Source organism: Variovorax sp. RKNM96, from assembly GCF_017161115.1.
Classification (GTDB): domain Bacteria; phylum Pseudomonadota; class Gammaproteobacteria; order Burkholderiales; family Burkholderiaceae_C; genus Variovorax.
This window is the reverse complement of sequence record NZ_CP046508.1, coordinates 6,442,529-6,468,787: the sequence shown is the minus strand read 5'-3', so window position 1 is coordinate 6,468,787 and position 26,259 is coordinate 6,442,529. Positions and strand designations below refer to the sequence as shown.

At 67.9% G+C, this 26,259-nt stretch carries 24 protein-coding genes; 13 read left to right on the top strand and 11 right to left on the bottom strand.

The window, feature by feature from the left end:
• Window positions 1-18: 18 nt before the first annotated feature.
• A complete protein-coding gene (hppD, locus tag GNX71_RS30155) occupies window positions 19-1,146 on the bottom strand; it encodes a 4-hydroxyphenylpyruvate dioxygenase (RefSeq protein WP_206175821.1) in 1,128 nt (375 codons plus the stop codon).
• A 147-nt stretch (window positions 1,147-1,293) separates the two neighbouring features.
• Here hppD and GNX71_RS30150 point away from each other — a divergent pair, with 147 nt between their 5' ends.
• The 4 genes from GNX71_RS30150 to lnt all read left to right on the top strand — a co-directional run bounded on the left by GNX71_RS30150 (window position 1,294) and on the right by lnt (window position 5,154).
• The gene (locus GNX71_RS30150; RefSeq protein WP_206175820.1) at window positions 1,294-1,767 is read left to right on the top strand and encodes an Lrp/AsnC family transcriptional regulator; all 474 of its coding nucleotides are present in this window, start codon (window positions 1,294-1,296) and stop codon (window positions 1,765-1,767) included.
• A 109-nt stretch (window positions 1,768-1,876) separates the two neighbouring features.
• Window positions 1,877-2,605 (top strand): GNAT family N-acetyltransferase, encoded by a 729-nt coding sequence (locus tag GNX71_RS30145; protein ID WP_206175819.1) that lies wholly within the window; start codon window positions 1,877-1,879, stop codon window positions 2,603-2,605.
• A 99-nt stretch (window positions 2,606-2,704) separates the two neighbouring features.
• Window positions 2,705-3,583, top strand: a complete 879-nt coding sequence (locus GNX71_RS30140) for a transporter associated domain-containing protein (protein ID WP_206175818.1) — start codon at window positions 2,705-2,707, stop codon at window positions 3,581-3,583.
• Window positions 3,583-5,154, top strand: a complete 1,572-nt coding sequence (lnt, locus tag GNX71_RS30135; protein ID WP_206175817.1) for an apolipoprotein N-acyltransferase — start codon at window positions 3,583-3,585, stop codon at window positions 5,152-5,154. The genes GNX71_RS30140 and lnt overlap by 1 nt, the downstream gene beginning before the upstream one ends.
• A 6-nt stretch (window positions 5,155-5,160) precedes the next feature.
• Here the strand turns inward: lnt and GNX71_RS30130 are convergent, their stop codons facing one another.
• The 9 genes from GNX71_RS30130 to GNX71_RS30090 form a co-directional block, all read right to left on the bottom strand.
• Window positions 5,161-6,525, bottom strand: coding sequence for an FAD-binding oxidoreductase (locus GNX71_RS30130; protein WP_206175816.1), 1,365 nt, complete (start codon window positions 6,523-6,525; stop codon window positions 5,161-5,163).
• A 23-nt stretch (window positions 6,526-6,548) separates the two neighbouring features.
• Window positions 6,549-7,352: an ABC transporter permease gene (locus GNX71_RS30125; RefSeq protein WP_206175815.1), complete on the bottom strand. Its 804-nt coding sequence runs from the start codon at window positions 7,350-7,352 to the stop codon at window positions 6,549-6,551.
• Window positions 7,349-8,179: an ABC transporter ATP-binding protein gene (locus tag GNX71_RS30120; RefSeq protein WP_206175814.1), complete on the bottom strand. Its 831-nt coding sequence runs from the start codon at window positions 8,177-8,179 to the stop codon at window positions 7,349-7,351. The genes GNX71_RS30125 and GNX71_RS30120 overlap by 4 nt, the downstream gene beginning before the upstream one ends.
• Window positions 8,180-8,192: 13 nt before the next feature.
• Entirely contained in the window at window positions 8,193-9,179 is a 987-nt protein-coding gene (locus tag GNX71_RS30115; protein ID WP_206175813.1) for an ABC transporter substrate-binding protein, read from the bottom strand.
• Between the two features lie 61 nt (window positions 9,180-9,240).
• A complete protein-coding gene (locus tag GNX71_RS30110; protein ID WP_206175812.1) occupies window positions 9,241-10,104 on the bottom strand; it encodes a creatininase family protein in 864 nt (287 codons plus the stop codon).
• Between the two features lie 19 nt (window positions 10,105-10,123).
• Window positions 10,124-11,395, bottom strand: coding sequence for an amidohydrolase family protein (locus GNX71_RS30105; RefSeq protein WP_206175811.1), 1,272 nt, complete (start codon window positions 11,393-11,395; stop codon window positions 10,124-10,126).
• On the bottom strand, window positions 11,392-11,979 hold the full coding sequence (locus tag GNX71_RS30100) for an NAD(P)H-dependent oxidoreductase (protein WP_093442117.1): 588 nt from the start codon (window positions 11,977-11,979) through the stop codon (window positions 11,392-11,394). The genes GNX71_RS30105 and GNX71_RS30100 overlap by 4 nt, the downstream gene beginning before the upstream one ends.
• Before the next feature lie 169 nt (window positions 11,980-12,148).
• Window positions 12,149-12,862: a hypothetical protein gene (locus tag GNX71_RS30095; protein WP_206175810.1), complete on the bottom strand. Its 714-nt coding sequence runs from the start codon at window positions 12,860-12,862 to the stop codon at window positions 12,149-12,151.
• A 105-nt stretch (window positions 12,863-12,967) separates the two neighbouring features.
• Window positions 12,968-14,983: a helix-turn-helix domain-containing protein gene (locus GNX71_RS30090; RefSeq protein WP_206175809.1), complete on the bottom strand. Its 2,016-nt coding sequence runs from the start codon at window positions 14,981-14,983 to the stop codon at window positions 12,968-12,970.
• Between the two features lie 194 nt (window positions 14,984-15,177).
• Here GNX71_RS30090 and GNX71_RS30085 point away from each other — a divergent pair, with 194 nt between their 5' ends.
• The 9 genes from GNX71_RS30085 to GNX71_RS30045 all read left to right on the top strand — a co-directional run bounded on the left by GNX71_RS30085 (window position 15,178) and on the right by GNX71_RS30045 (window position 24,940).
• Window positions 15,178-15,969, top strand: a complete 792-nt coding sequence (locus GNX71_RS30085) for an SDR family oxidoreductase (protein ID WP_206175808.1) — start codon at window positions 15,178-15,180, stop codon at window positions 15,967-15,969.
• A 62-nt stretch (window positions 15,970-16,031) separates the two neighbouring features.
• Complete coding sequence (locus GNX71_RS30080; protein ID WP_206175807.1) at window positions 16,032-17,285, top strand: branched-chain amino acid ABC transporter substrate-binding protein; 1,254 nt, start codon at window positions 16,032-16,034, stop codon at window positions 17,283-17,285.
• Window positions 17,286-17,368: 83 nt separating this feature from the next.
• The gene (locus tag GNX71_RS30075; RefSeq protein WP_206175806.1) at window positions 17,369-18,310 is read left to right on the top strand and encodes a branched-chain amino acid ABC transporter permease; all 942 of its coding nucleotides are present in this window, start codon (window positions 17,369-17,371) and stop codon (window positions 18,308-18,310) included.
• A 4-nt stretch (window positions 18,311-18,314) separates the two neighbouring features.
• Entirely contained in the window at window positions 18,315-19,559 is a 1,245-nt protein-coding gene (locus GNX71_RS30070) for a branched-chain amino acid ABC transporter permease (protein WP_206175805.1), read from the top strand.
• A complete protein-coding gene (locus tag GNX71_RS30065) occupies window positions 19,556-20,311 on the top strand; it encodes an ABC transporter ATP-binding protein (RefSeq protein ID WP_206175804.1) in 756 nt (251 codons plus the stop codon). The genes GNX71_RS30070 and GNX71_RS30065 overlap by 4 nt, the downstream gene beginning before the upstream one ends.
• A complete protein-coding gene (locus tag GNX71_RS30060) occupies window positions 20,308-21,030 on the top strand; it encodes an ABC transporter ATP-binding protein (protein WP_206175803.1) in 723 nt (240 codons plus the stop codon). The genes GNX71_RS30065 and GNX71_RS30060 overlap by 4 nt, the downstream gene beginning before the upstream one ends.
• A gap of 42 nt (window positions 21,031-21,072) precedes the next feature.
• Window positions 21,073-22,020 (top strand): 3-keto-5-aminohexanoate cleavage protein, encoded by a 948-nt coding sequence (locus GNX71_RS30055; RefSeq protein WP_206175802.1) that lies wholly within the window; start codon window positions 21,073-21,075, stop codon window positions 22,018-22,020.
• Between the two features lie 52 nt (window positions 22,021-22,072).
• Complete coding sequence (locus GNX71_RS30050) at window positions 22,073-22,978, top strand: SDR family NAD(P)-dependent oxidoreductase (protein ID WP_206175801.1); 906 nt, start codon at window positions 22,073-22,075, stop codon at window positions 22,976-22,978.
• A gap of 180 nt (window positions 22,979-23,158) precedes the next feature.
• A complete protein-coding gene (locus GNX71_RS30045) occupies window positions 23,159-24,940 on the top strand; it encodes a tannase/feruloyl esterase family alpha/beta hydrolase (protein ID WP_206175800.1) in 1,782 nt (593 codons plus the stop codon).
• Between the two features lie 10 nt (window positions 24,941-24,950).
• On the opposite strand, the gene GNX71_RS30040 is transcribed toward GNX71_RS30045, so the two are convergent.
• On the bottom strand, window positions 24,951-26,177 hold the full coding sequence (locus tag GNX71_RS30040) for an MFS transporter (protein ID WP_206175799.1): 1,227 nt from the start codon (window positions 26,175-26,177) through the stop codon (window positions 24,951-24,953).
• Window positions 26,178-26,259: the final 82 nt, after the last annotated feature.

The following is a 26,259-nucleotide window of genomic DNA, read 5'->3' as shown; positions in this document are numbered from 1 at the left end:
GGGCGGTTGAAAGGGCCCTTATTTTGCGGCGGTCAGCACGCCGCGGCGCATCTGGTCGAGCTCGATGCTCTCGAACAGCGCCTTGAAGTTGCCGTTGCCGAAGCCGTCGTCGCCCTTGCGCTGGATGAACTCGAAGAAGATCGGGCCCAGCTGGTTCTCGCTGAAGATCTGCAGCAGCAGCGCGTCCTTCTTGCCGTCGATCAGGATCTTGCGCTTCTTCAGCTCGGCCACGCTTTCGCCATGCTCTGGAATGCGCTTGTCGACCAGTTCGTAGTACGTGTCGATGGTGTCGAGCAGGACCACGCCCTTGGCGCGCATCGCATCGACGGTGGCGTACAGGTCGTCCGAGCCCATCGCGATGTGCTGGATGCCTTCGCCCTTGTACATGTCCAGGTACTCCTGGATCTGGCCGGCCTGCTCCTTGCCCTCTTCGTTGATCGGGATGCGGATCTTGCCGCAGGGGCTGGTCATGGCCTTGCTCTTCACGCCGGTGACCTGGCCTTCGATGTCGAAGTACTTGATCTCGCGGAAGTTGAAGAGCTTCTCGTAGAAGCCGGCCCACACGTTCATGCGGCCGCGGTACACGTTGTGCGTCAGGTGGTCGACGTAGGTGAGGCCATTGCCCACCGGCGACAGCGCCTGCTGCGGCGACACGCCCGGCAGCGCCTCGAAGTCGACGTCGTAGAAGCCGATGTTGCCGATGTCGCCCGGCTGCGCGCCGTTCTTGCCGGGCCAGCGGTCCACCAGGTAGATCAGGCTGTCGCCCACGCCCTTGATGGCGGGGATGTTCAGCTCGCCCGGGCCGGCCTTGTCGGCGAAGCCCCAGGCGCCCAGCGCGGTGGCGCGCTCGTAGGCCTGCTTGGCGTCCTGCACGCGGAAGGCGATGGCGCAGACGCTCGGGCCGTGCTCGCGCGCAAAGCGCTGCGCGAACGAATCGGGCTCGGCATTCAGGATGAAGTTGATCGTGCCCTGGCGGTACAGCAGCACGTTCTTGTGGCGGTGCTTGGCCACGGCCGTGAAGCCCATGCGCTCGAACACCTTGCCCATGGCGACCGGGTCCGGTGCCGCGTACTCGATGAATTCGAAGCCGTCGGTGCCCATGGGGTTCTCCCAAGGGGTGAAGGCGGGTGCGTCGGCTTGGCTCATGTGCGGTCTCCAGAAGGTGGGGGATCGATAGATAAGAGATAGGCGAAAAACGCCAGTGCTGCAATGTAGGTTGGATGGCGCTCAGGTTTTCAGCGTTGTCGGGCGCCTTTGGTGGCAAACGCGCAGTAAAACTGCAAAAATAGAAGAATGGAAGCACTCGACAAGATTGATGGGCTCATTTTGCGCACGCTGCAAGCAGACGGGCGCGCCACTTACGACCAGCTCGCGGAGCAGGTCAGCCTGTCGCCCAGCGCGGTGCTGCGGCGGGTCAAGCGCCTGGAAGAGAGCGGGGTGATCGACCGCTACGTCGCCCTTGTGCGCCCCGAAGTCATCGGCCTGGGCCTGACCGCCTACCTCAACGTGCGCCTCGAAAAGCACACCGAAAGCCACAAGCGCAACCCGATGGACCTCTTCCGCGCCAGCGTCCAGACCTGGCCCGAGGTGGTCGAATGCGCGGCCCTCACGGGCGACATGGACTACCTGCTGCGCGTCGTGGTGGCCGACATGGCGCACTACAGCCGCTTCATCATGGACACCCTGCTCAAGCACCCCAGCGTGGAAGACTGCAAGACCAGCTTCGTGCTGGACCGTGTCAAGGCCACAACAGCTGTGCCTGTTTAACCACAGACTGGTTGCTCGGGCGCCACGCGTCCTGGAACTGGGTCACGAATGTGTCCTGGAAGTGTCCCTGCTGGCTTGTTGATTAAGGGAAAACCCTTACATTCGAGCCATGCTTACCGCCAAGACCCTCCTCAAAGCGTCTCTCGGCCTCGGCTCTTTCCTGAAAGCGCCGATGGTTGAGACCCAGCCACGCGCCGTCTCGTCGCCCCAGCCCGTCATGGTGCCGATCCGCTCGATCGGCCCGCGCGAGCGGGAGCGCATCGCGCAGCACCTGCTGGCGCTGACCCCCCACGACCGCTACCTGCGCTTCGGCTACGCCGCGGCCGACGAGCAGATCCAGCGCTATGTCGACAGCCTCGACTTCGAGCGCGACGAGATGTTCGGCATCTACAACCGCCGCCTCGAGCTGATCGCGATGTCCCACCTGGCCTTCGCGCCCGGCGACCAGCACAGCGATTGCGCCGAATTCGGCGTCTCGGTCTCCGCGCACGCCCGCGGCCGCGGCTACGGCGCGCGCCTCTTCGAGCGCGCGGTGGTCGTCGCCCGCAACGAAGGCGTGGGCATGCTCTTCATCCATGCGCTGAGCGAAAACGCTGCCATGCTCAAGATCGCCCGCAACGCCGGCGCGACCGTGGTGCGCAGCGGCTCCGAAGCCGAAGCGCATCTGCAACTGCCGGAGGCCACCTTCGACAGCCGCATGAGCCAGATCTCGCTGGAACACTATGCGGCGGTCGACTTCGCCCTGAAGAGCCGTGCCAAGCAGTTCTGGGCCTTCCTCGCGAGCCTGCAGGAAGTGCGCAGCGGCATGAGAGACGCGCGGAGCAAATCCGCCCCTTGAGTGCTCCGAAGGCCCCGAAACGGCCTATGCCGGGCGTGCGGTAGAGCGTGTCACACGCAATCCGTTATCCTTGCCCCTCCTCAACTCCGCCCTCCCGCAGTGGCCGAACCTCACCCTGAACGCGCACCCGTAGAACGGGAAGACAAGCGCGGCTTCCTCCAGAAGCTTGCCGAATTCATCCACCCCGGTCCCGACTCGCGCGACGAGCTGATCGAAACCTTGGCCGACGCCGAGGACAACGAGGTGATCGGCGCCGAGTCGCGCGTGATGCTCGAAGGCGTGCTGCGCATGGCCGACATGACGGCCGGCGACGTGATGGTGGCCGCCCCGCGCATGGATGCCATCAACATCGATGCGCCGTTCGACGCGCTCCTGCACCTCATCATCGACACCGCGCATTCGCGCTTCCCGGTGTACGAGGGCGAAAAAGAAAACATCATCGGCATCCTGCTCGCGAAGGACCTGCTCAAGCTGCAGCGCGCGCCGGGCCTGAACATCCGCGCCTTGCTGCGACCGGCCACCTTCGTGCCCGAGAGCAAGGGCCTGAACGACCTCCTGCGCGAGTTCCGCGGCAACCGCAACCACCTGGCCATCGTGATCGACGAGTTCGGCCGCGTGGCCGGACTCATCACCATCGAGGACGTGCTCGAGCAGATCGTCGGCGAGATCGAGGACGAGTTCGACATCGCCGAGGACGAGGGCGACATCTTCGGCCTGGCCGACCACACCTACCGCGTCTCGGGCGACACGCCCATCGAGCGCGTGGCCGAGGCCTTCGGCATCACCTTCGACGAAGAGCAGCTGAGCGAAGACTTCGACACCATCGGCGGCCTGATCGCCCACGAGATGGGCCACGTGCCCAAGCGCGGCGAGCACCATGCGATGGGCGGCTTCGACTTCGTGGTGCTGCACACCAAGGGCGGCGCGGTGCGCTGGTTCAAGGTGTCGCCAGCCCGCGGCGGCGACGCGGCCGACTGATGCCGCTGCCCGCAGCAGCGACGGCGCGCACCTCTCGCGCCTCTTCCGCCCTTGCCCGGTTTCGACTGCCCGGCCTCGCGCTGGCTGGCCTCGCGCAGGCGTTGTCGATCGCATGGCCCGGCGACGGCAGGCCGCTGTGGTGGCTTCAGCTTCTCTCGATGGGCGCGCTGGTCTGGCTGCTCGGCAGCCTGCGCGCCGAGGGCGCCGGTTGGCGCCGCGCCGGCCTTCACGCCTGGCTCTTCTCGACCGCCTGGCTCACCGGCAGCTTCTGGTGGCTCTTCATTTCGCTGCACACCTACGGTGGCCTGCCGGCGCCGCTGGCGGCCATCGCCGTGCTGGCGCTCGCTGCCGCGCTGGGGCTGTACTACGCCGTGGCGGCCGCATGGTTCGTGGTGCGAGGCCCTAAGGGGCGCGTGACGGGAGCGCTGGTCTTCGCGGCGGTCTGGACGCTCGCCGAGCTCGTGCGCGGCAGCTGGTTCACCGGCTTCCCCTGGGGCGCCGGCGGCTACGCGCATGTGGAAGGTCCGCTGGCGCTCTGGGCACCGTGGATCGGCGTCTATGGCATCGGCGCCGTCGCGGCACTCACGGTGGCGCTCATCGCACTCGGCTCGCTTGCACGGCGCGCCGAGGTAGTTCTGGGACTGGTTCTGATCGCACTCGTGTTCGGACTGCCACACGTCGCACCCTCGCTGCGCGGCGCCAGCACCGGCAGCCTCCAGGTCGCCCTGCTGCAAGGCAACATCCCGCAAGACGAGAAATTCATCCCCGGCGGCGGCATCGAGACCGCCCTGCGCTGGTATGGCGAACAGCTGCGCGATGCCAAGGCTTCGCTCGTCGTCACACCAGAAACCGCCGTGCCGCTGCTGCCCCAGCAATTGCCGGTCGGCTACCTCGAAGCGATCCAGGCGCGCTACAGCAGCGGCACGCAGGCGGCCATCGTCGGCCTGCCGCTGGGTGGGCGCGCGGGCTACAGCAACGCCGTGCTCGGCTTCCAGCCCGGTGCCGCGCAGCCTTACCAGTACAGCAAGCACCACCTCGTGCCCTTCGGTGAATTCGTTCCGCCGGGCTTTCGATGGTTCATCCAGATGATGAGCATCCCGCTCGGTGATTTCCAGCGCGGCGGCCTCGCGCAGGCACCGTTCATCTGGCAGGGCCAGCGCATCGCGCCGAACATCTGCTACGAGGATTTGTTCGGCGACGAGATCGGCGCGAACTTCCGCGACGAGGCCAAGGCACCGACCATCCTGCTCAACGTGAGCAACATCGCGTGGTTCGGCGACTCGGTCGCCATCGACGAGCACCTGTCCATCTCGCGCATGCGCTCGCTCGAATTCGCGCGGCCGATGGTCCGCGCCACCAACACCGGCGCCACCGTCGTCATCGACGCTGAGGGCCGCGTGACGCACCAGTTGCCGCGCCTCACGCGCGGCGTGCTCGAAGCGCCTGTCGAAGGCCGCACCGGGCTCACGCCCTACGCGCGCTGGGTGGCGCCGTTCGGCCTGTGGCCGCTGTGGATCGCGATGCTCGCCATCGTCGGCATCGCCTTCGCGCTGGGCCGCCGCCAGCGCTGAGCGCCTTCAGGCCGCTGGCCGCACCGGCCAGTCGCGTAGCTTGCCGGGGTTCAGCAAGCCCATCGGATCGAAGCGTTTCTTCACCGCGATGATCTCGGGCGGCAGCGGCCCGCCGGCCTTGCCGTCTTCCACGATGTTCACGTGCGGGTTGTTGATGTGCACGTTGTGCGCGCGGTGGATGTCGATGATTTCCGCGAGCCGCTCCTCGGTGCTGAAGCGCACTAACTGCAGACCGCTGCAGGTCATGAGCCCCGCGACGTTGCGGATGAACTCGATGTGCATCATCACCTCGCCGCCCAGCAGCTTTTCCATCTCGATGATCTGCTCGACGTGCTTGCCGGGGATGAACCCGCTCTGCAGATAGGTGAGCGTCGGATCGACCTTCAGCGCATGCAGCGTGGTGTGGTTCCAGGTGAACTCCATCAGCGTGCGGTTGCTCTTCTGCACCTCGGCTGCCGTCTTGCGGTAGCTCACGGTGCCGCCGTGCGCCTCTACCAGTTGCAACAGCGCGGGCTCGCACGATTCCGCCACCAGCGACAGCACCGTGTGGCAGCCCTTGGGCAGGTGCGCCACGAGCTGCGCCAGGTGATCGGAGATGGGCGCTGCGAAGAACGCGATCTCGCGCTTCGCGATGCCCGGCCCATTCGCGAGCTTGTCGGCGAAGTGCAGCGCGTTCTCGAAGCTGTCGAAAGTCACCAGCGTCTCGAGCCACGGGTGCGCGGGCGCCAATGCAATCTCCAGTTCCAGCACGAGCCCGTTGGTGCCCCACAGGTGGTGCATGCGCATCGCCTCGGCGCCACGCAGCTCGACCACCTGCGGCTCCGCCTCGATCGTCATCGCGCGGATGCCGAGCACGTTGCCGGGCGCGCCGAGCGGCCCGTAGTTGATCGAGCCCACGCCGCCGAAGCCACCGCCGAAAAGCCCGCCGAGCGTCGCGCTGCGGTAGGTCGACGGCACGCAGCGCATTTCCTGGCCCGAAGGCTTCGTCTGCTTCTCTAGTTCACCGAGCCGGATGCCGGCCTGCGCGCGCGCCACGCCCGGCTGCACCCAGAGGCACGCGTTGTAGCCCGTCATGTCTAGCACCACGCCACCCGCGAGCGGCGTGGTCTGTCCGTAGTTGCCGGTGCCGCTGCCGCGGATGACGATCGGCACGCCGCGGCGCGCGCATGCACCCACCACGGCTCGGATCTCGTCTTCGCTGCGCGGTCGCACGACGACGTCGGCGCGCTTGTCTTTCAGCTGGCGGTTCAACACGGGGCTGAACCACGAGAAGTCCTGCGAGAGCCGCGTGACGCGCCCTTCGTCGGTGATCCAGTCGAGGTCAGGCAGTTCGAGCAGCAACTGCTCGATGGAAGAAACGGGAGCGTTCATGGTCGTCGTGAATGTCTGCAAGGTCAGTCTTGGGAAAGTTCGCTCGCGTGCCACGAGCCCAGCGCCACCTTGGTGAGCCAGGCCATCAGCACGAAGAGCGCCACGCCGGTCAGCGAGATCAGCAACAGGGCCGCGAACATGCGCGGAATGTTGAGCTGGAAGCCGGCCTGCAGGATCTGGTAAGCCAGCCCGGCGCCCGAGCCGCCAGTGCCCGCGACGAACTCCGCCACCACCGCGCCGATCAGCGCGAGGCCGCTGGAGATGCGCAGCCCGCCGAAGAAGTACGGCAGCGCGCTCGGAATGCGCAGGCGCACCAGCTGCTGCCAGCGCGTGGCGCGGTTCAGCTTGAAGTAGCTCTGCAGGTCGGGGTCGATGCTGCGCAGGCCCAGCGTCGTGTTGCTGATGATCGGGAACAGCGCCACCAGCGCCGCGCACACCGTCATCGCCGCCACCGGGTTCTTCACCCAGATGATGATGAGCGGCGCCACCGCGACGATGGGCGTCACCTGCAGCAGCACCGCGTACGGGAAGAGAGCGGTCTCGATGCGCTTGCTCTGCACGAAGAGGAACGAGATCAGCACGCCTGCCACCGTCGCCAGCGCGAAAGACAGCACGGTGATCTTGAGCGTGACCAGGAGCGCGTTGCCCAGCGGTACCCAGTCGGTCACCAGCGTCTGCATCATTAGGTACGGCGAGGGCACCAGATAGGGCGGCAGCTCCATCGCTACCACCATCCATTGCCATAGCGCCACCAGCACCACGCCGATCAGCACCGGATAGAGCACGCGCTGCACGCGCGGCTGGTTCAGGAGGGGTGGGCGCTTCATCGTGCGTGCTCCTCGTCGGCATTGCTCGCGCGCAGCAGGCTGTCCTGCAGCCGCTTCGCATGCTTCGCGAACTCGGGCGTCACCATGAAATCGGCGCTGCGCGGATAGGGCTCGTCGATCTGGAACTGCTCCACCACGCGCCCCGGCCGCGCCGCCATCATCACCACGCGATTCGACAGGAACACCGCTTCATGGATCGAATGCGTCACGAAGATCACCGTGAGCTTCTTCTTGCGCCAGAGCTCGAGCAGGTCGGCATCGAGCTTGTGGCGCGTGATCTCGTCGAGCGCGCCGAAGGGTTCGTCCATCAGCAGCAGATCGGGCTGCGTGACCAGCCCGCGCGCGATCGACACGCGCATCTGCATGCCGCCCGACAGCGCACGCGGCAGCGCGCCGGCGAACTTTTCGAGCCCCACGAGCGCGAGCGATTCCATCACCCGCGCATCGGCCTCCTTGCGCGGCACGCCGGCCAGGTCGAGGGGCAGCCGCACATTGGTCTGCACGCTGGCCCACGGCATCAGCGTGGGCGACTGGAACACGAAGGACATGCGCCGCGCGCTGTCATGCAACTGGCTCACCGGCTTGCGCCACACCAGCAGCCGCCCGTCGCTCGACTCCAGCATGCCCGCCACCATCTTCAGCAACGTGCTCTTGCCGCAGCCCGACGGGCCGAGCAGCGTGACGAACTCGCCTTCGGCGATCGACAGGTCCACCGGCAGCAGCGCCTGCGTGCCGTTGGGATAGGTCTTCTCGGCCGAGAGCACTTCCACCGCGGGCACGGCAGGGGCCGTCGGAGGCGCGAGGGTGTGGGGTTCGATGCGATTCATGGAGCGGCGAAATTCAGGGCAGGACCTTGGCGTCTTTCACGAACTCGGTCGTGTAGGTCTTGGCCAGCTCGACCTTCGCGGGGTCCAGCAGCTTGGCGCTCACGAGAAAGTCGTAGCTCGCCTTCGAGCGCGCATCGGTCATCACGCCGATGCCCAGCTTGGCCGCATCGCCGCCGGTGACCATGCCCATCTCCTTGAGCTTGGCCACGCTGTAGGCCAGCTGGTCGTCGGTCATGTTGGGGTTGTCTTTCTTGATGAGCGCATTGGCGGGCGCCGGGTCGGCGAGGTAGCTCTTCCAGCCCTCGGCCGAGGCCTTCACGAAAGCGGCGACCTGCTTGCTGCGCTCCTTCACCGTCTTCTCCATGCACGACACCGTGGTCGCATACGCCGGGAAGCCGTGGTCGCTGAACATCAGCACGGTGCTCTTCACGCCGGCCTTCTGAATCGCGTAGGGCTCCGAGGTCAGGTAGCCCTGCTGCGCGGTGTTCTTGTCCGCCACGAAGGGCTGGATGTTGAAGGTGTAGGGCCGTGTCTGTTCGTCGGTGAGGCCGAACTTGGCCTTGAGCCACGGCCAGTAGCCGCGGTTGGCCTGCGCGCCGATCAGGAGCGTCTTGCCCTTGAGGTCCTCGAACTTCTTCACGTCGTCGTGCGCGATCAGCACCTGCGGGTCCTTCTGGAAGAAGGCCGCGACGTTGACCACCGGCACGCCGCCTTCGCGCACCTGCATCATCTGGATGTCGCTCGAACCCATGATGCAGTCGGCCTGGCCGGCCGCCATCATCTGCGTGATGTTGACCTGCGGGCCGCCCATCTTGATGGTCACGTCCAGGCCGTACTTCTTGTAGATGCCCTGCGCCACCGCCTGGTAGAAGCCGCCGTGCTCGGCCTGCGCGTACCAGTTGGTCATGTAGGTGAACTTGTCCTGGGCCTGCGCGGGGGCGACGGCCGTGAGGAGCGAAAGCGCGGCGGCGCCGGCCAGGGAAAGAGCGAAGGAACGCATGGTGGGGACCTCTCGAAGGCAGGATGAAAAAGAAGAACGAAGCCGATGCAAGGAGCGCGCCTCAGGCCGGCGTGAACGATGGCTGGATGAAACCCTGCTGATGGCCGCGCTCCCAGGTGGGCTCTTCGCGCACCACCCAGCGCAGCGCATGCAGCTCGGTCAGCGCCTGCACCCAGCTGTCGGAAAGCGTCTCCAGAATCTCGATGCCCTGTTCGCGCGTGGCGCTGGTCGGGTCGCCGATCACGCCGCTCGGACCGAAGTCGCGCGCGGTCCATGCACAGGCCGGGCGGCCGTCGGCCGACAGCAGCTTGATCGGGAAGGGCGGCGGAAAGTTGGCCGCCGCGCGCTCCATGTGCACCGTATCGGGCGCGAGCGCGAGCATCAGCGCGGTCTCGGAATGGCCGGCGTGCATCGACAGGCGCTTTTCCTGTTCGCTGATCTGCTTGCTCGACGCGTTCGGCAAGCGCGACACGCCGTGCGGCACCACCACGAAGTCGCCATGCCGCAGCCGCAGTTCGCGCGCCGCCATCTCCAGCACCTGCGGCTGGCCGCCGTGGCCGTTGGCGAACAGGAGCTTGCGAAAGCCCGCGCGGTAGACCGATTCGCCGATCTCGGTCACCGTCGAGAGCAGCGTGGTGCCGGTCAGCGTCATCGTGCCCGGGAAGTGCAGATGCTCTTCCGACTTGCCGTAGGTGATGGTGGGCAGCGCGAACGCGCGCACCTCGGCGGGCAGCTTTTCGAGCGCCTTGCCCATCACGCCCGAGGCGATCACGCTGTCGACCGAGCACGGCAGGTGCGGGCCGTGCTGCTCGATGGCGCCGCAGGGCAGCACGATGACCGTGTTCTCGCGGTCGGGGAGCGCCGCGATTTCGGTCCAGCTCAGGTAGGGCAGGAAGCGGTGGGGCGGAATGTAGCCGTGGAGCATGGGAGTCCTTGCTTGTTCTTTACTTGGGGAAGAAGGGTGTGGCGTCGCCGTGCGTCACGCGGCCGTCGCGCAGCACCACGCGGGTGGCGGTGCGCGAGGGCCAGCCGTGGCGATCGGCCTGCGTGAAAAGCACCAGGTCGGCTTTCGCGCCGACCAGCGTAGGAGTCGTCGTGGCGGGCGCGCGCTGCAGCCAGTCGCTGCGGCACAGCGCCTGCGACCAGTTGTCGAAGGGTTCATCGAGCTGCGCGACCAGCGCGGCCGTGCCCAGCGCCTCGACCGGGTCGAAGCTGCCGAGGCGGCAGAACGGGTCCTGCACGTTGTCGCTCGCGAACAGCAGCGGAATGCCGCGCTCGCGCGCTTCCTTCACGAGCGTGATGCCGCGCAGTCGCGGCGTGCGGCCCGTCACCGCGTCCTGCAGCAGCAGGTTGGTGGCGGGCAGCGAGACCACGGTGATCGGCGCGCGCGCCACCGCATCGAGCGTGGCGAAGGCCTGTGCTTCGGGCTGCGCCGCGAGTGCACAGATGTGGCCGCAGACCACGCGGCCTTCGAAGCCGATTTCGCGCAGCAGGCGCGCGGTGGTCTGCAGGCCGACCGCCGCGGCGTTGAGTTCCTCGTCGACGTGCAGGTCGATGTCGAGGTCACAGGCCTGCGCCGCATTCAGCAGGTTGCGCAGCGCGTTCTCGCTCCAGTTGGTCGAATGCACGAAGCCGCCGAGCAGCGCATGCGGCCCTGTGGCCTTCACCTGTTTCGCGAGGCGCAGCGCCTGCGCCGCGTCTTCGAAGAGCGGCAGCTTGATGAGGCTCACCTGCTCCAGCCGCACCCTGCCTGCCCATTCTTCTGCGAGTTCGGCCAGCACCGGCCAGGCGAGCGGCACCGCATCGGGCTCCCACCAGTCGACGTGCGTGCGCACATGCGTGGTGCCGCATTCCCAGGCCCACTGCAGGCCGCGCGCGGCGCGCTCGCGCACATCGGCGGGGCTCCAGTGCACGCGGTCGGCGAGCATCGCGTCGATGGCGCCAAGCAGGCCCGGCTGCACATGCTTCATGCGCGGCAGCGTGAAGGCCTTGTCGAGGTGCGTGTGGGCGTCGACGAAGCCGGGGAGCACGAGGGTGCCGGCGAGGTCCCAGCTTTCGGGGGAGGGCACGGCTTCATCGGCGGGGCGCACCGATTGCACGCGTCCCGCGTCGAGTGCGATGCGCGCCAGCACCGGCACGCCATCGCGCTGCGGCCAGTCAGGCGGCAGCAGCCAGCGCGGCAGCCGCGCGTTGTCGAGCAGCACGGGCGCGTTCATGCGAAGCGCGCCATGGCTTGCCCCACGCGCGCCATGAAGCGCTTGAGCTGGGGCTCGGTCGCCACGTTCATGTGGTAGTGGGCGTGGTAGTCCACCTTGGCGCGCTGCCCGGTGAGCCGCTTCATGTACCGCGTGACGATCTTGCGCGGCGGATCGCCCATGTACCAGGCCAGCCAGCGCGGCCGGCCGTAGGTGACCACGGCGCTGATGCGGGTGATGTGCGTGAGCATCGGCTTCACGTTGGCCGGGTCGCTGATGTCAAAGGCCACGCCCGGCATGAAAAGCCGGTCGAAGTAGCCCTTGAGCATCGCGGGCAGCCCGAAGCACCAGGTCGGAAAGCAGAACACGATGCCCTCGGCCCACTGCAGCCGCTCCACATACGGCTGGAGCGGCAGCTGGTTGGCCGGCACGTCGTGGTAGCCCAGCCGCTCCTCGCGCGAGAGCACCGGATTGAAGCCCTCGGCGTACAGGTCGCAGTCGTCCACCTCGTGCCCGGCCGCGCGCAGGTTCTTCAGCACTTCCTGGTGCAGGGCCGCATGGAAGCTGGTTTCGACCGGGTGGCAGTAGACGACGAGCACGCGCATGGTGTGTTTGACCGCTTAATCAGAGCAAGTGGTCAGGTTATGCAAGCGACGTGCCAGTCCGGATGCACCGGACTGGTGATTTCCTGAAGGAGCGAACGCCCTTGCTACGGCATCCAGGCCGTGGCCAGCGTTCCGAACTGGCTGAACTGACCGGTGCGTGTCTTCGCGCTCAGCAGGCCGTGGCCTGGTCGCAGGCAGCCCGGGCGAAGGCCTTTGCCTTCTTCTGCAGTTCGGCGTCCCGAAGGCTCAGGTGCGCAAAGAAGTCGTTGGTCACCAGCGTCAGCGTTCCCTGCGGGGTCTCCCAGGTCAGGACGTCGGCTTCCTTGCCCGCGCGAGGGGTGAATCCGGTCCTGGTGGGTGCGCCGTAGATGGCCTCGAGCTTCCTCGCCAGCGCCTGCAACTGCGTCGCATCGAGCGCCTTGAATGGCGTCTCGCTGCGCGGCGTCCTGGCATACAGCGGCGTTTCGATGGCATAGAGCACGTCTTCGATGAAGGCGTACCGCGCAACGGTGAAGCCTTCGAAGTCCACACCGGCCACATCGGTCAGCACGATCTCGGGCACGCCCTTGCGCACGTGGTAGTCGGCCAGGCCGCTGCCGCCGACGCCCAACGCGCCGGACCGGACGATCTTGCTGCCCTGGGCGATCCATGCGAGTTCGGCTTCCTGCCGCGTGGTCTTGCCCAGGGTCAGGGCGATCGGCGAGGAAGGCGCGGGCAGCTCGTCGGGGCTCGCTGGGCGCGCGAGGCCGCGCATGTTGCGTTCGGTGGTCGTGGCAGCCTTCGTGGGCGAAAGCACCGAGAGCTGCGCCTTCCCCGGGGCGGCGAGGGCGCACAGGCAGGCGATGGCGCAGAGGCGCGTCGAGGCGCGAACAGGGTGCGGCATGGGCAAGGTCGAGGTCGAGGTCGAGGTCGAGGTCGAGGTCGAGTGGATTTTGGAGTTGCGGCCGATGGTGCCGGATTCTCTTTCGAGGCGCGCGTCCGACGCGGCTCAGGCGTTTTCGAGCGCCGGCGCCTCGCCCGACATCCCCAGGCTCCAGAGCCGCAGCGCCACGTGGATCTCCAGCGCCCGGCTCGCGTTGCCCCAGTGGCCGAGCAGTTCCTCCACGCTCGCCAGCCGCTGCCGCACGGTGTTGACGTGGATGCCCATGCGCGCGGCGGTCGTCTTGGCGTTCTGGTTGTTGTCGAAGTAGGCCAGGAGCGTGGCGGTCAGCTCCGATCCGCGCTTCCTGTCGTGGCTCATCACGGTGCCGATGGTCGCGTTCAGGAATGTGTTCAGGCTCGCCTGGTCGTGCGTCTCGAACAGCACGGAATACAGCGCCATCTCGTTCTGCGCCACGATGTTGCCGCGCATGCCCAGCCGTCCCAGCACCGACAGCGCACGCCGCAGCGTCGCGTACAGCGCCGGCATCTCGGCGGGCGTGCGCACCGGCCTCGACAGCACGCCCCGGTAGGCATCGCCGAGCTCGCTGCGGGCGAATGCGGTGAACTGCGCGAGCACGTCCTGCGCCTTCGTCGCACCGCACACGATGACGAGTACGCCGTCGACCTCGTCCATCACGAGGTCGGACAGGGGCGCGCCCGCCCTGAGGCGCCGCGCCCAGAAGCCCGGCCGGGGCTGCTCCATCTCGACCACCATCAACGAGATCGGCTGCGACAGGTCGAGGCCGAAGCGTTCGGCGCGATCCTGCGTCAGGGCCGGCTCGTCCTGCCTCGGCGAGATGAGGGTGTGCAGCAGCGTCGACACATCGCGGCTCTTGCTCGCTTCCACGCGCTCCTGCGACAGCAGCACCACGCCGATGACGCTCGAGCTTCGCTCGAAGGTGCGCAGCGAGATGTCGCGCAGGTCCTCGTGCCGGAAGAGCAGCACGGCGCCGAGCACGTCGTTGCCGCCGATCACCGCGATCGCGCGGCACAACTCGCCGCCGTGGCTGAAGGCGACGGCCGAGCGGCCGGCCTGGCGGCTCTCGCGCAGGGCCTGTGCGAGCGCGGCGCTGTGTGCGTCGTGCGGCGCGTAGGCATCCGCCGTCGTGCCGGTGTAGCCCGGTGCCGTGGCCCGGCTGATCACTTCGCTGGCTTCGTCGAGCACCAGCACGCTGCCGTTGAGAAGCTGCGCGACCGATTCGCACAGCGCACCGAGCGACGCGCCCTTGGCAAGCAGCGAGGTCAGCTGCTCGTGCGCTTCGGCCGCCTCCTGCACGTCGCGCGCATGCCGCTCCAGTTCCGCGCGCGCGAGGTCTGCGTTCTCCAGCGCCGTCTTCGCTTCCGCGAACGCCTTGGCGTTGTTGATGGCGACGGCCGCATGCGTGGCGAGCGTGCAGAGGATCGACACGTTCAGCGCCGTGTGCGTGCGGTGGTAGCGGTCGGCCACGAAGAGCAGGCCGATCACGTTGTCGTCGCACATCAGCGGCGCGCCGACCAGTGCGGCAACGCCTTCGTCCCTGAAGGTGTCGTCCAGCGCGGGGTCGTGCACGAAGCGGTTGTCGTGCAGGTAGTCGGGCGTGAAGAAGGGCAGGCGCGTGGACATCACGATGCCCGCGACGCCCAGGTTCCTGCCGGCGGTCATCTTGCCGGTGCGGTCCGAGATGGCACCGTCGGCCACCACCACCTGGAACTCGCCGCTCGCAGCGTCGTAGATCGTGAGCCAGCACAGGTGCGCGCCCATCAGCTTGCGCGCGCGGCTCACGATGGCCCGGAGCAGGCCCGTGAGATCGAGGCGGCTGGAGAGATCCTGCGCCGATTCGATCACCGCGAGCATGCCGCGCTCGCGCTGCTCATGAAGCTCGAGGCGATTGCGCAAGGCCATCGCCATGCGCACCAGTTCCACCAGGCCGGACTTGCGCTGCAGCGCATCGGGCAGGGCCTCGACATGCGCGAGGCAGGCGGCGAACTCTTCGGCGGAAGCGTTGCGGTGCAGGAGGCCGATCAGGTCGGGGGCGATCTCGTCGGCCGTCTGGCCCAGCGACGGGCCGATCGTTCGCTTTCGTTCTTGGGGCAGTGCCGGCATAGGGCGCGAAGGCTAGCAGAACGATGCGCGCATGGGCATGGGCCCAAGCCCTAGTTCCGGCGGGCGCGCGCCGCACGCGACAGGGATCACATCGCGCGGGCCCCGGATGTGTCTCTGCCGCACATAGGTTTGCGCATGCGCCTTCCGGACACTTGCCGTGCTGCACCGTTCACGAGACATCACGACACACAACCATGAGCATCATCGATTCACTCCGGCCCGCGCCCGGCCTGCGTGTCCTGGTCACCGCGGGCGGCGCCGGCATCGGTGCCGCGGTGGCCCGTGCATTTCGCGAGACGGGCGCGCGTGTGCATGTCTGCGACATCGACCGCGGCGCGCTCGACCGCCTGGCCGACGAGGCGCCCGAGATCACATCGAGCATGGCCGACGCCTCGGTGCCCGAAGACGTCGACCTCGTCTTCGACGACGTGCAGGGCGCGCTCGGCGGGCTGGACGTGCTGGTGAGCAACGTCGGCATCGCGGGGCCGACCGGCGCGATCCAGGACCTGAACCGCGGCGACTGGGAGCGCACGGTGTCGGTGAACCTCAACAGCCAGTTCTATTTCGCGCAGCGCGCGGTACCCTTGCTCAAGCAGTCCACGCAGAGCCCGTGCCTCATCGCCATGAGCTCGGTCGCGGGCCGGCTGGGCTATGCATTCCGCACGCCGTATGCCGCGACCAAGTGGGCCATCGTCGGCCTCATGAAGTCGCTGGCGATCGAGCTCGGCCCGCACGGCGTGCGGGTGAACGCGATCCTTCCGGGCACGGTCGAAGGCGACCGCATGAACAGCGTGATCGGCGCGCGCGCGGCGACCGCGGGCGTGTCGGTGGACGCGATGCGCGCGGAGTACCTGCAGAAGATCTCGCTGCGCCGCATGGTCACGCTGGACGACGTGGCGGCGATGACGCTCTTTCTGTGTTCGCCCGCGGCACGCAACGTGACCGGCCAGGCGATCAGCGTCGACGGGAACATGGAATACCTCTAGCGCCCCCGCGCGGTCGGCGCGCCCCTTTTCGATTTCTTTTCAAAAAAAGCATGGAGACATCAATGCACAAGTTCAACGCACTCGCCTTCGCCCTCGTTCCCGCGGTGGGCCTTCTTTGCGGCGCCGCATCGACCGCATCCGCCGCGCCGGTCAAGATCGGCGTGCTCGAAACGCTCTCGGGTCCGCAGGCCTCGTCGGGGCAGGCCTACCGCGCGGCCGTTCGCTATGCCATCGACCAGATCAACGCCGCGGGCGGCTGGAACGGCGAGCCCGTTCAACTGCTGGAGTACGACAACCAGGGCGGCCCCGCGGGTGCGGCCGACAAGCTCAAGGCGGCCGCCGCCGACGGCGTGCAACTGATCGTGCAGGGCGCCTCGTCGGCCATCGGCGGGCAGATCACCGAGGACATCCGCAAATACAACCTGCGCAATCCCGGCAAGGAAATGGTCTACCTCAACGTCGGCGCCGAAGCGCTGGAGCTCACCGGCGAGAAGTGCAACTTCCATCACTTCCGCTTCGGCGGCGATCCGCAGGTGCGCACCAAGGCGCTCGTGAGCGCGATGAAGCAGGCCAATGCGCTGGGCACCAAGGTCTATTCGATCAACCAGAACTATTCGTGGGGCCAGGACATGGAGAAGGCCATCGCCGATAACGCGGCGGCCGGCGGCTACCAGGTGGTCGAGAAGACACTGCACGACGTCAACAAGGTGCAGGACTTCGCGCCCTACGTGGCGAAGATCGCCGCTTCCAAGGCCGACTCGGTGCTGACCGGCAACTGGTCCAACGACCTGCTCCTGCTGATGAAGGCCTCGAAGTCTGCGGGCCTGAAAGCGCGCTTCGGCACGGTCTACCTCGACCAGCCGGGCAACCTCGCCAATGCCGGCGACCTGGCCGTCGGCCACTTCGTCGTGCAGACCTTCAACCCCGAGGCGGGCGGCGCCGAGGGCGAGCGATTCGTCAACGACTACAAGGCCAAGACCGGCCACGTGCCGGTGTTCATCGAGCCGCAGACCGTCTTCGGCATGGCCATGGTGGCCGATGCCTTGAAGCGCACCAAGCCCGAAGGCGGCGCGCTCAACGTGAACGCGTTCGCGAAGGCGCTCGAGGCCGCCACCATCAAGACCCCGATGGGCGACATGAGCATGCGCGCGGCGGACCACCAGGCGCAGCTGCCGATGGTGGTGTCCACCGTCACCAAGGATGCGAAGTTCAAGGTCGACGACACCGACATGGGCTTCAAGCCGGTCAAGCGCTTCAGCGCGCAGGAAGCCTCGACGCCCGCGCAGGCCAGCTGCGCGATGAAGCGGCCCGGCTGAGCCTGCGCCCCCGCTGAACCTTCAACAAGCCGGCGGGACGCGAGCGTCCCGTGCGGCGCAGCTGCGGCTGCCGAAGAAAACCTATGGACCAGATCATCGTTTCCCTCATGAACGGCGTCATCTACGGCCTCCTGCTGTTCATGGTGTCCGCCGGGCTCACGCTCATCTTCGGAATGATGGGCGTGCTCAACTTCGCGCACGCCTCGTTCTACATGCTCGGTGCGTACTTCGCGTACACGCTGCAGGGGGCGATCGGCTTCTGGCTCGCGCTCGTCGTCTCGCCGGTGCTCGTGGGGCTGGTGGGCGTGGTGGTCGAGCGCTTCTTCCTTCGGCGGGTGCATCACCACGGCCATGCGCATGAGCTCTTGCTGACCTTTGGCCTCTCGTTCATCGTGGCCGAATCGATCAAGCTCTTCTTCGGCAACTTCCCGGTCGACTACCGGATTCCCGCGGCGCTCGACGTCTCGGCCTTCACCGTCGGCGGCGCGCAGTACCCGGTGTACCGCCTCCTGATGGGCGGTGTCGCCATCGCGATGTTCGTGGTGATCTACCTGCTGCTGACGCGCACGCGCGTGGGCATCGTGGTGCGCTCGGCCATCTACAAGCCGCGCATGGCGGAGGCGCTGGGCCACAACGTGCCGCTGGTGTTCATGGGCGTCTTCGGCGTGGGCGCGGCGCTCGCGGGCCTCGCGGGCGCGGTCGCCGGCGCGTTCTATACGACGAACCCGAACATGGCGCTCGAACTGGGCGTGATGGTGTTCGTGGTGGTCGTGGTCGGCGGGCTGGGCTCGTTGGGCGGGGCGATGCTGGCCTCGCTGCTGATCGGCGTCGTCACCTCGCTGGCGGTCGGCGTGGACTGCAGCCTTGCCGACCTGTTCGCGCTCTTCGGTGCGGGCGAGTGGGCGACCAGCGTCGGCGGCTTGATGACGCTGAAGGTCTCCAGCCTGTCCGCGACGATTCCATTCGCGCTGATGCTGCTGATCCTGCTCGTGCGGCCCAGCGGCCTCATGGGCGAGAAGGCGTGACGCGATGAAGGCCGGTCTTCTCCTCGTCCTCGCGGGCGTCGTTGCGCTCGCCGCGCTGCCCTTCCTGCTCTCGCAGGGGCTGCTGAACGCGGCCATCCAGATGCTCATCGCGGCGTTGTTCGCCAGTGCCTACAACCTGCTGTGCGGCCAGGCGGGCATGCTGTCGTTCGGACACGCGGCCTACTTCGGCGTCGGCGCGTTCGGCACCGTGCATGCGATGAACGCCATCGGCGGCGCGGGGCTCCTGCCCACGCCCTTGATGCCGCTGGCGGGTGCCGCCTGCGGGCTCGTCTTCGGCGGCATCGCGGGCTGGTTCGCCACCAAGCGCACCGGCACCTACTTCGCGATGATCACGCTCGCGATTGCCGAACTGGTGCACTCGCTCGCGCCGCACCTGAAGGGTCTCTTCGGCGGCGAGGCCGGCGTGTCCACCATGCGCATGCCGGCCTGGGGCCTGGATTTCGGATCGACCACGCAGGTGTACTACCTGACGCTCTGCTGGGTGCTGCTGTCGGTCGGGCTGCTGTACCTTTTCACGCGCACGCCGATGGGGCGGCTCGCGTACGGCCTGCGCGAAAACAGCCACCGGCTCCGGTTCCTCGGCTACAACGTGCACGGCCTGGGCATGCTGGTGTTCGCGATCTCTGCGATGTTCTCGGGCATCGCGGGCGGCCTGCAGGTGGTGTCCAACGAATCGGCGAACTACGTGGTGTTCGATCCGGCGCTCTCGGCCGCGGTCGTGCTCAACACGTACATCGGCGGCGTGAAGGTGTTCCTCGGTCCCGCGTTCGGCGCGGCGCTCATGACCTTCTTCGGCTACGCCGTGTCCGACCTTACGCAGTCGTGGCTGCTCTACCAGGGCATCCTCTTCGTGCTCGTGATGATGTTCATGCCCTCGGGGCTCGCGGGCCTCATCGGCACCACCGGGCGCCTGCGCCAGCGCATCGGGGCGGCGCAACTGGTGCCGCTGGCGTTGTTGTCGATCGCCGCCGCGGTGCTGCTGAGCATGGGCGGCGCGTTCGCGGTCGAGATGCTGCAGCGCATCTTCTCGCAGGACTACCGCGCGATGGCCAAGCTCGCCGCGGGCGGCGCGTGGCCGCCGGTCACGCTGCTCTCGCGCGCCTGGTCGCCGACGGCGGTGACCACCTGGGCGGTTCCGGTGGTGCTCATCGGCACCGGCGCCTTGCTCGCATGGGTCGGGCAGCGAAAGCTCAGGCAAGCCACCGAGCGCGTGGGAGATGCCGCATGAGCGATCCGATCCTCAGCATCCGGGGCCTGCGCAAGGCTTTCGGCCCGACGGAAATCATGCGCGGCGTGGACCTCGACCTGCACGACGGCGAAAGGCACGCGCTCATCGGCCCCAACGGCGCGGGCAAGTCCACGCTCTTTCATCTGATCTCGGGCCACCTCGCACCGAGCGCCGGCACGATCCATTTCGACGGGCACTCGATCGGCGGCCGCACGCCGCAGGCGATCAACAGGCTGGGCCTCGCGCGCTCATTCCAGATCACGAACATCTTTCCGAAACTCACCGTGTTCGAGAACATCCGCCTCGCGGTGATGCGTCCGCACGGGCTCGCGTACGCGTTCTGGAAATTCATCGACAGCGACCGGCGCGTGCGCGAAGAGACCTATCGGCTGTTGGAGCTGGTGCGCCTCACGGCCCGGGCCGGCACGATCGCCGGAGAGATGGCGTACTCCGAGCAGCGCTCGCTCGAGATCGCGATGACGCTGGCGTCCGACCCGAAGGTGATCCTCCTGGACGAGCCGATGGCGGGCATGTCGAACGAGGAAACGCACTACACGGCCGAGCTGATCCTCGAAGTGACGAAAGGCCGGGCGCTGATGCTCGTGGAACACGACATGGACGTGGTGTTCTCGCTCAGCGACCGCATCAGCGTGCTGGTCTACGGCCAGGTGATCGCGACGGGAACGCCCGACGAGATCCGCGCCAACGCGAGCGTGAAGGAAGCCTACCTGGGCGAGGAGGTGGCCGAATGAGCGTCGCTGCAGAAACCTTGCTGCAGGTCGATGACCTGCACGCCCACTACGGCAAGAGCCACATCCTGCACGGCGTGAACCTCAAGGTAGCCCGCAACGAGGTGATCAGCCTGCTCGGGCGCAACGGCTCGGGGCGCTCCACCACCATGAAGGCCGTCATGGGGCTGGTCACGCCGACCTCCGGCCGCATCCGGCTGCAGGGCCGCGAGCTCGCGGGCGCGCGGCCCTACGCCATCTGCCGCGCCGGCATCGGCTACGTGCCCGAGGAGCGCGAGGTGTTCGCCAACCTCACGGTCGACGAGAACCTGCGCATGGGCGAGCAGACGCCCGTGCCCGGCGCGCACCGCTGGCGCATCGAAGAGATGTTCGACTACTTCCCGCGGCTCAAGGAACGCCGCAACACCAAGGCCGGCAGCATGTCCGGCGGGGAGCAGCAGATGCTCACGATGTGCCGCTCGCTGCTGGGCAATCCGCTGGTGCTGCTGATCGACGAGCCCACCGAGGGCCTCGCGCCGAAGATCGTCGCGCAGGTGGCCGAATGCATCCGCGACATGCACCGCAAGGGCGTCTCGGTCGTGCTGGTCGAGCAGAAGCTGGCCATTGCGCTGAAGGTCTCCACGCGCGTGTGCGTGATGGGGCATGGGCGCATCGTCTTCGAGGGCACGCCGCAGGAACTGACGGCCAACGAGCAGCTCGTGGCCGAGTGGCTCGCGGTCTGACCTCCTCTCTTTTCTCTTCCATTCACAGCTGCGAGTCCCGACATGGCAACGACAACCACCCAAGACAAGGTCATCATTTCCTGCGCGGTCACCGGCTCGGTCCACACGCCGACGATGTCCGAGCACCTGGCGCTCACGCCGGACCAGATCGCCGAGCAGTCGATCGAAGCCGCGGAGGCGGGCGCCGCCATCCTGCACCTGCACGCGCGCGACCCGAAGGATGGCCGGCCGTCGGCCGATCCGAAGATCTTCGATGCGTTCGTGCCGCGCATCCGCGACGCCACCGATGCGGTCATCAACATCACCACCGGCGGCAGCACGCGCATGACGCTCGAGGAGCGGCTGGCCTATCCGCTGCAGGCCAAGCCCGAGATGTGCTCGCTGAACATGGGCTCGATGAACTTCTCGATCCACCCGGCCGCGCGGCGCGTCGCCGAGTGGAAGCACGACTGGGAGAAGCCGTATGTCGAAGGCATGGAGGACCTGATCTTTCGCAACACCTTCCGCGACATCAAGCACATCCTGAAGGTGCTGGGCGAGGACTGCGGCACGCGCTTCGAGTTCGAGTGCTACGACGTGGGCCACCTCTACAACCTCGCGCACTTCGTGGACGAAGGCTTGATCAAGGGCCCGCTCTTCATCCAGAGCATCTACGGCATCCTGGGCGGCCTCGGGCCGGACCCGGAGAACCTCGTGGTGATGCGCACCACCGCCGACCGCCTCTTCGGCCGCGGCGGCTACCGCTTCTCGATCCTCGGTGCAGGCCGCCACCAGATGCCGCTCCTGACCATGGGCGCGGTGATGGGCGGCAACGTGCGCGTCGGCCTGGAAGACAGCCTCTATCTGGCCAAGGGCCAGCTCGCGAAGTCCTGCGCCGAGCAGGTGCGCAAGATCCGCCGGATCCTCGAGGAGCTCTCGCTGGAGATCGCCACGCCCGACGAGGCGCGCGCCATGCTGGGCCTGAAGGGCCGGGACGCGGTCGCGTTCTGAGCGTCCGCCTGACGCAAGCCATTCGCAAGCCATTCATCAATCAGGAGTAGCAATGAACAAGTTCTTGGAAGGCCGCGTGGCCATCGTCACGGGGGCCGGCAGCGGCCTGGGCAAGGCCCATGCGATGGCGCTCGCGCGGCATGGCGCGCGCGTCGTGGTCAACGACGTGGCGGGGCGGCACGAAGGATCGCCGGGGCGCGCGGTCGCCGACGAGATCGTGCGGGCCGGCGGCCTGGCCATCGCCGACGGTGGCAACGTCACCGATTTCGCGCAGATGGAACAGATGGTCGCGCGCGCCATCGGCGAATGGGGCCGCGTCGACATCCTCGTGAACAACGCCGGCGTGCTGCGCGACAAGACCTTCTCCAAGATGTCGCTCGACGATTTCCGGCTGGTGATGGACGTGCACCTGATGGGCGCCGTCAATTGCGTGAAGGCTGTGTGGGAGCACATGCGCGAGCGCAGGTACGGCCGGATCGTGATGACGACGTCCTCGTCGGGCCTCTACGGCAACTTCGGCCAGTCCAACTACGGGGCCGCGAAGATGGCGCTCGTGGGCCTCATGCAGACACTCGCGCTCGAAGGCGCGAAGCAGAACATCCGGGTGAACTGCCTTGCGCCCACGGCCGCGACGGCCATGACCGAAGGCGTGCTGCCGCCCGAGGCGCTGGCAAGGCTGGCACCGGCCAACGTGAGCCCGGGGCTGATCGCGCTGGTGGGCGAAGACGCGCCGACGCGCACCATCCTGCTCGCGGGCGCCGGCAGCTTCGAGAGCGCGAACGTCACGATGACGCAGGGCATCTTCATCGGCGACGCGGAAGACCCGGTGGCGCAGATCCGCTCGCGCATGGAGGAGATCCTGGACCGCCAGGACGAGCGCGTGCCCGGCACGGGGTTCGAGCAGTACCAGCTGGAGCTTTCCAAGGCCGGCATCGAGATGGCGCTGCCCGGCGCATAAGGCGAACATGCCGCGCGCTGTCGCGCGGCAAGGGTTTCCACTGCATGGGGGCACCACATCGGATTCGCCCCGCCGGTGTCGGATTCGCACATTGGATTCGGGAGGGTCCCGCGCGAGACTTTGCCGGGCCTCGAAAGAAGGCCGCGTACTCGACCTGCAACGACATCGGAGACAGACCCAATGAAATCCAGCAATCGAAACCTGACCCTGGTGGCCGCGGCATGCCTCGCGGCGAGTGCCATGCTCGCCGGCTGCGGTGGTGGCGGCAGTGGCGGCGGCGGCTTCCCGTTCGTGACCCTGCCCCCGGCCGCGCCACCGCCCGCCGCGCCGCCCCCGGCTGTTCCGCCGCCGCCTTCGCAGCCCGCTGCGCTCAGCTGCGACCAGTTGCAGGGCATGACCGTCGCCGCATCGGCGATCGGCCTGCCCACCTCCGGCGCCACCGTGACATCGGTCAAGACCGTGGCCGCGAGCGGCAGCGGCGCGGCCGCCGTGCCCGAGTACTGCGAGGTCGCGGGCAAGATCGCGCCGGTCGATGCGACCGCGCCGAACATCCTGTTCCAGCTGGCATTGCCCACGCGCTGGAACCAGAAGGTCGTCATGTTCGGCGGCGGCGGGTTCAACGGCACCATCCCGAGCGTCAAGAGCAATGTGCCCAACGGCCCTGTCGACCAACTCACACCGCTCGGCCGGGGCTACGCCACCTTCGCGAGCGACTCGGGCCACCAGGCCAACGCGCTCGGCTCGCAGGACGGCTCGTTCGGCCTGAACGACGAGGCCGTGCGCAACTTCGGCGGCGACGTGCTCAAGAAGGTGCACGACGTCGCGCTCTCATTGGTGAAGGCGCGCTACGCGGCCAGCCCGGTGAAGGCGTATTTCGCCGGCGGCTCGACCGGCGGGCGCGAGGCGCTGACGGCGATCCAGCGCTGGCCCGCGGACTGGGACGGCGCGATCGCGTGGTACCCCGCGTGGAACGACGCGTCCGCACTGCTGGCCGGGCACCGCATGAGCCGCGCACTCGCGCAGCCGGGCGCCTATCCGAACTCGGCCAAGCGCGAGGTGCTGTTCAAGGCCGCGATGGAGGCCTGCGATGCGCTCGATGGCGCGACCGACGGCCTCATCAGCAACCAGAACCTGTGCAACGCGCGCTTCGATCCGTCGACAGCCACGCTGGCCGGTGTCGCGGTGCGCTGCCCGGGCGGTGCCGACACGGGCAACACCTGCCTCTCGGATGCGCAGATCACGGCGCTGAAGACGATCGACACGCCGACCAACTTCAACTACCTGCTCGCGAGCGGGGAGACGCAGTACCCGGGCTACAACGTGTGGGGCGCGGACCTGGGCATCACCACCTGGACTTCGCCGCTGGAGCCCGTGGTGACGTTCCTGGCGTTCGGCACTTCGCAGCCGGGACGCCCGATGCCTGCGACCGCGCCCTATGTCAGCGTGCTGACCGACCAATGGATCAAGTACTCGGTGACGCGCGATCCCACCTACGACTCGCTCTCCTTCGATCCGGAGAACGCCGGGCCCTGGGCCAATCGCATCAGTTCGCTGAGCACGCAACTGGACGTCAGCACCGACATCTCCGCGTTCAAGGCGCGCGGCGGCAAGCTGCTGCTGGCCCACGGCCTGGCCGATGTGCTGGTGAGCACGCGGGCCACCGAGCAGTACTACCAGCGGCTGCAGTCGCGCCTGGGCCTGGCGGAAGTCGACTCCTTCGTCCGCTACTACGAGGTCGCGGGCCTGGGCCACGCGGTGAGCAGCGTCTTCAACGCGACCTGGGATTCGCTCACGGCGCTGGAGCAATGGGCCGAGAAGGGCACCGCGCCCACGGGGCAGGTGACGACCGACACGGCCGGCGTGCCCGGTCGCACCCGGCCGCTGTGCGACTACCCGAAGTGGCCGCAGTACAAGGGGGCCGGCGACGTCAACCTCGCGGCATCGTTCCGCTGCGCCGACTGAGGGCGTCCGCTCAGGGCTTGCGGGGCGCGGGCCAGAGGCGCACGGCCAGTGCCGCCATCGCGGTGCCGGTCGCGAGCCACGTCACGCCGGCCCAGCCCCACTGCGCGAGCGCCAGCGCGCCCAGCGCCGAGCCCGCCGCCATGCCGATGAACATGCTGGTGAACAGCACCGCATTGAGCCGGCTGCGCGCACCCGGCTCGATGCCGTAGACGATGGTCTGGTGCGCGATCAGCGTGGCCTGCAGGCCCAGGTCGAAGCCGACGGCCGCGATGGCAATCAGCCAGAGCTGCGCGTGCGGCAGCATCAGCGGCGCGAGCCCCATGGCAGCGAAGGACACCACCGCCAGGCCGGCGCCCAGGCGCGTCACCAGCTGCGGCCCCCGCCGGTCGGCAAGGCGCCCGGCCAGCGGCGCCGCGAGCGCACCCGCCGCGCCGGCCAGCCCGAAGGCACCGGCCGCCGCGCTGCCCAGGTGGAAGGGCTCGCCGTGCAGCATCACCGCCAGCGTCGACCAGAACGCGCTGAAGCCTATTGCCAGCAGCGCCTGTGCCAAGGCGGCGCGGCGCAGCGCGCCATGGCGTGACCACAACGTGCCCAGCGAGCCGAGCAGCGCACCGTAGGCCAGGTGCGTGGTCGGCCGGAAGCGCGGTAGCCCGCGCCAGGCGGCCACGCCGATGAGCGCAATGCTGGCGGCCGCCGCGATGAACATCGCGCGCCAGCCGAAGTGCTCGGCGACGAACCCGCTCACCACCCGCGACAGCAGGATGCCCAGCAGCAGCCCCGTCATCACCGTGCCGACGGTCTTGCCGCGCGAGGCTTCGGGCGCGAGCGTGGCGGCGGCGGGCACGATGTCCTGCGCCATCGTGGCTGCGAGGCCGATCGCCAGGCTGGCCGCGAGCAGCACGCCGATCGACGGTGCGGCGCCGGCCACCAGCAGCGCGGCGCAGAGCGCGGCCGCCTTGATTAGCACGATGCGGCGCCGATCGAAGCGGTCCCCCAGCGGCGCCAGCAGCAGGATGCCGAGCGCATAGCCCAGCTGCGTCAGCGTCGGAATGAAGCCGACTGCGCGGGTGGAGGCGCCGATGTCGGCGCCCAGCACGCCGAGCATCGGCTGCGCGTAGTAGAGCGATGCCACCGACAGGCCCGCGCCGGTGGCCAGCAGCAGGACCAGCGAGGCCGGCAGCGCGTGGCCGTCCGGTGCAGCGCCGGGGTGGGCATGCATTGTTTGAATGGAAGACATGGTGATAACCCTAGGTTTTCTGGCAAGGGTTGAAATGTGCTCCTCTTGGAGATGACTTGGTAACCCTGCGGGTTGCAGAATG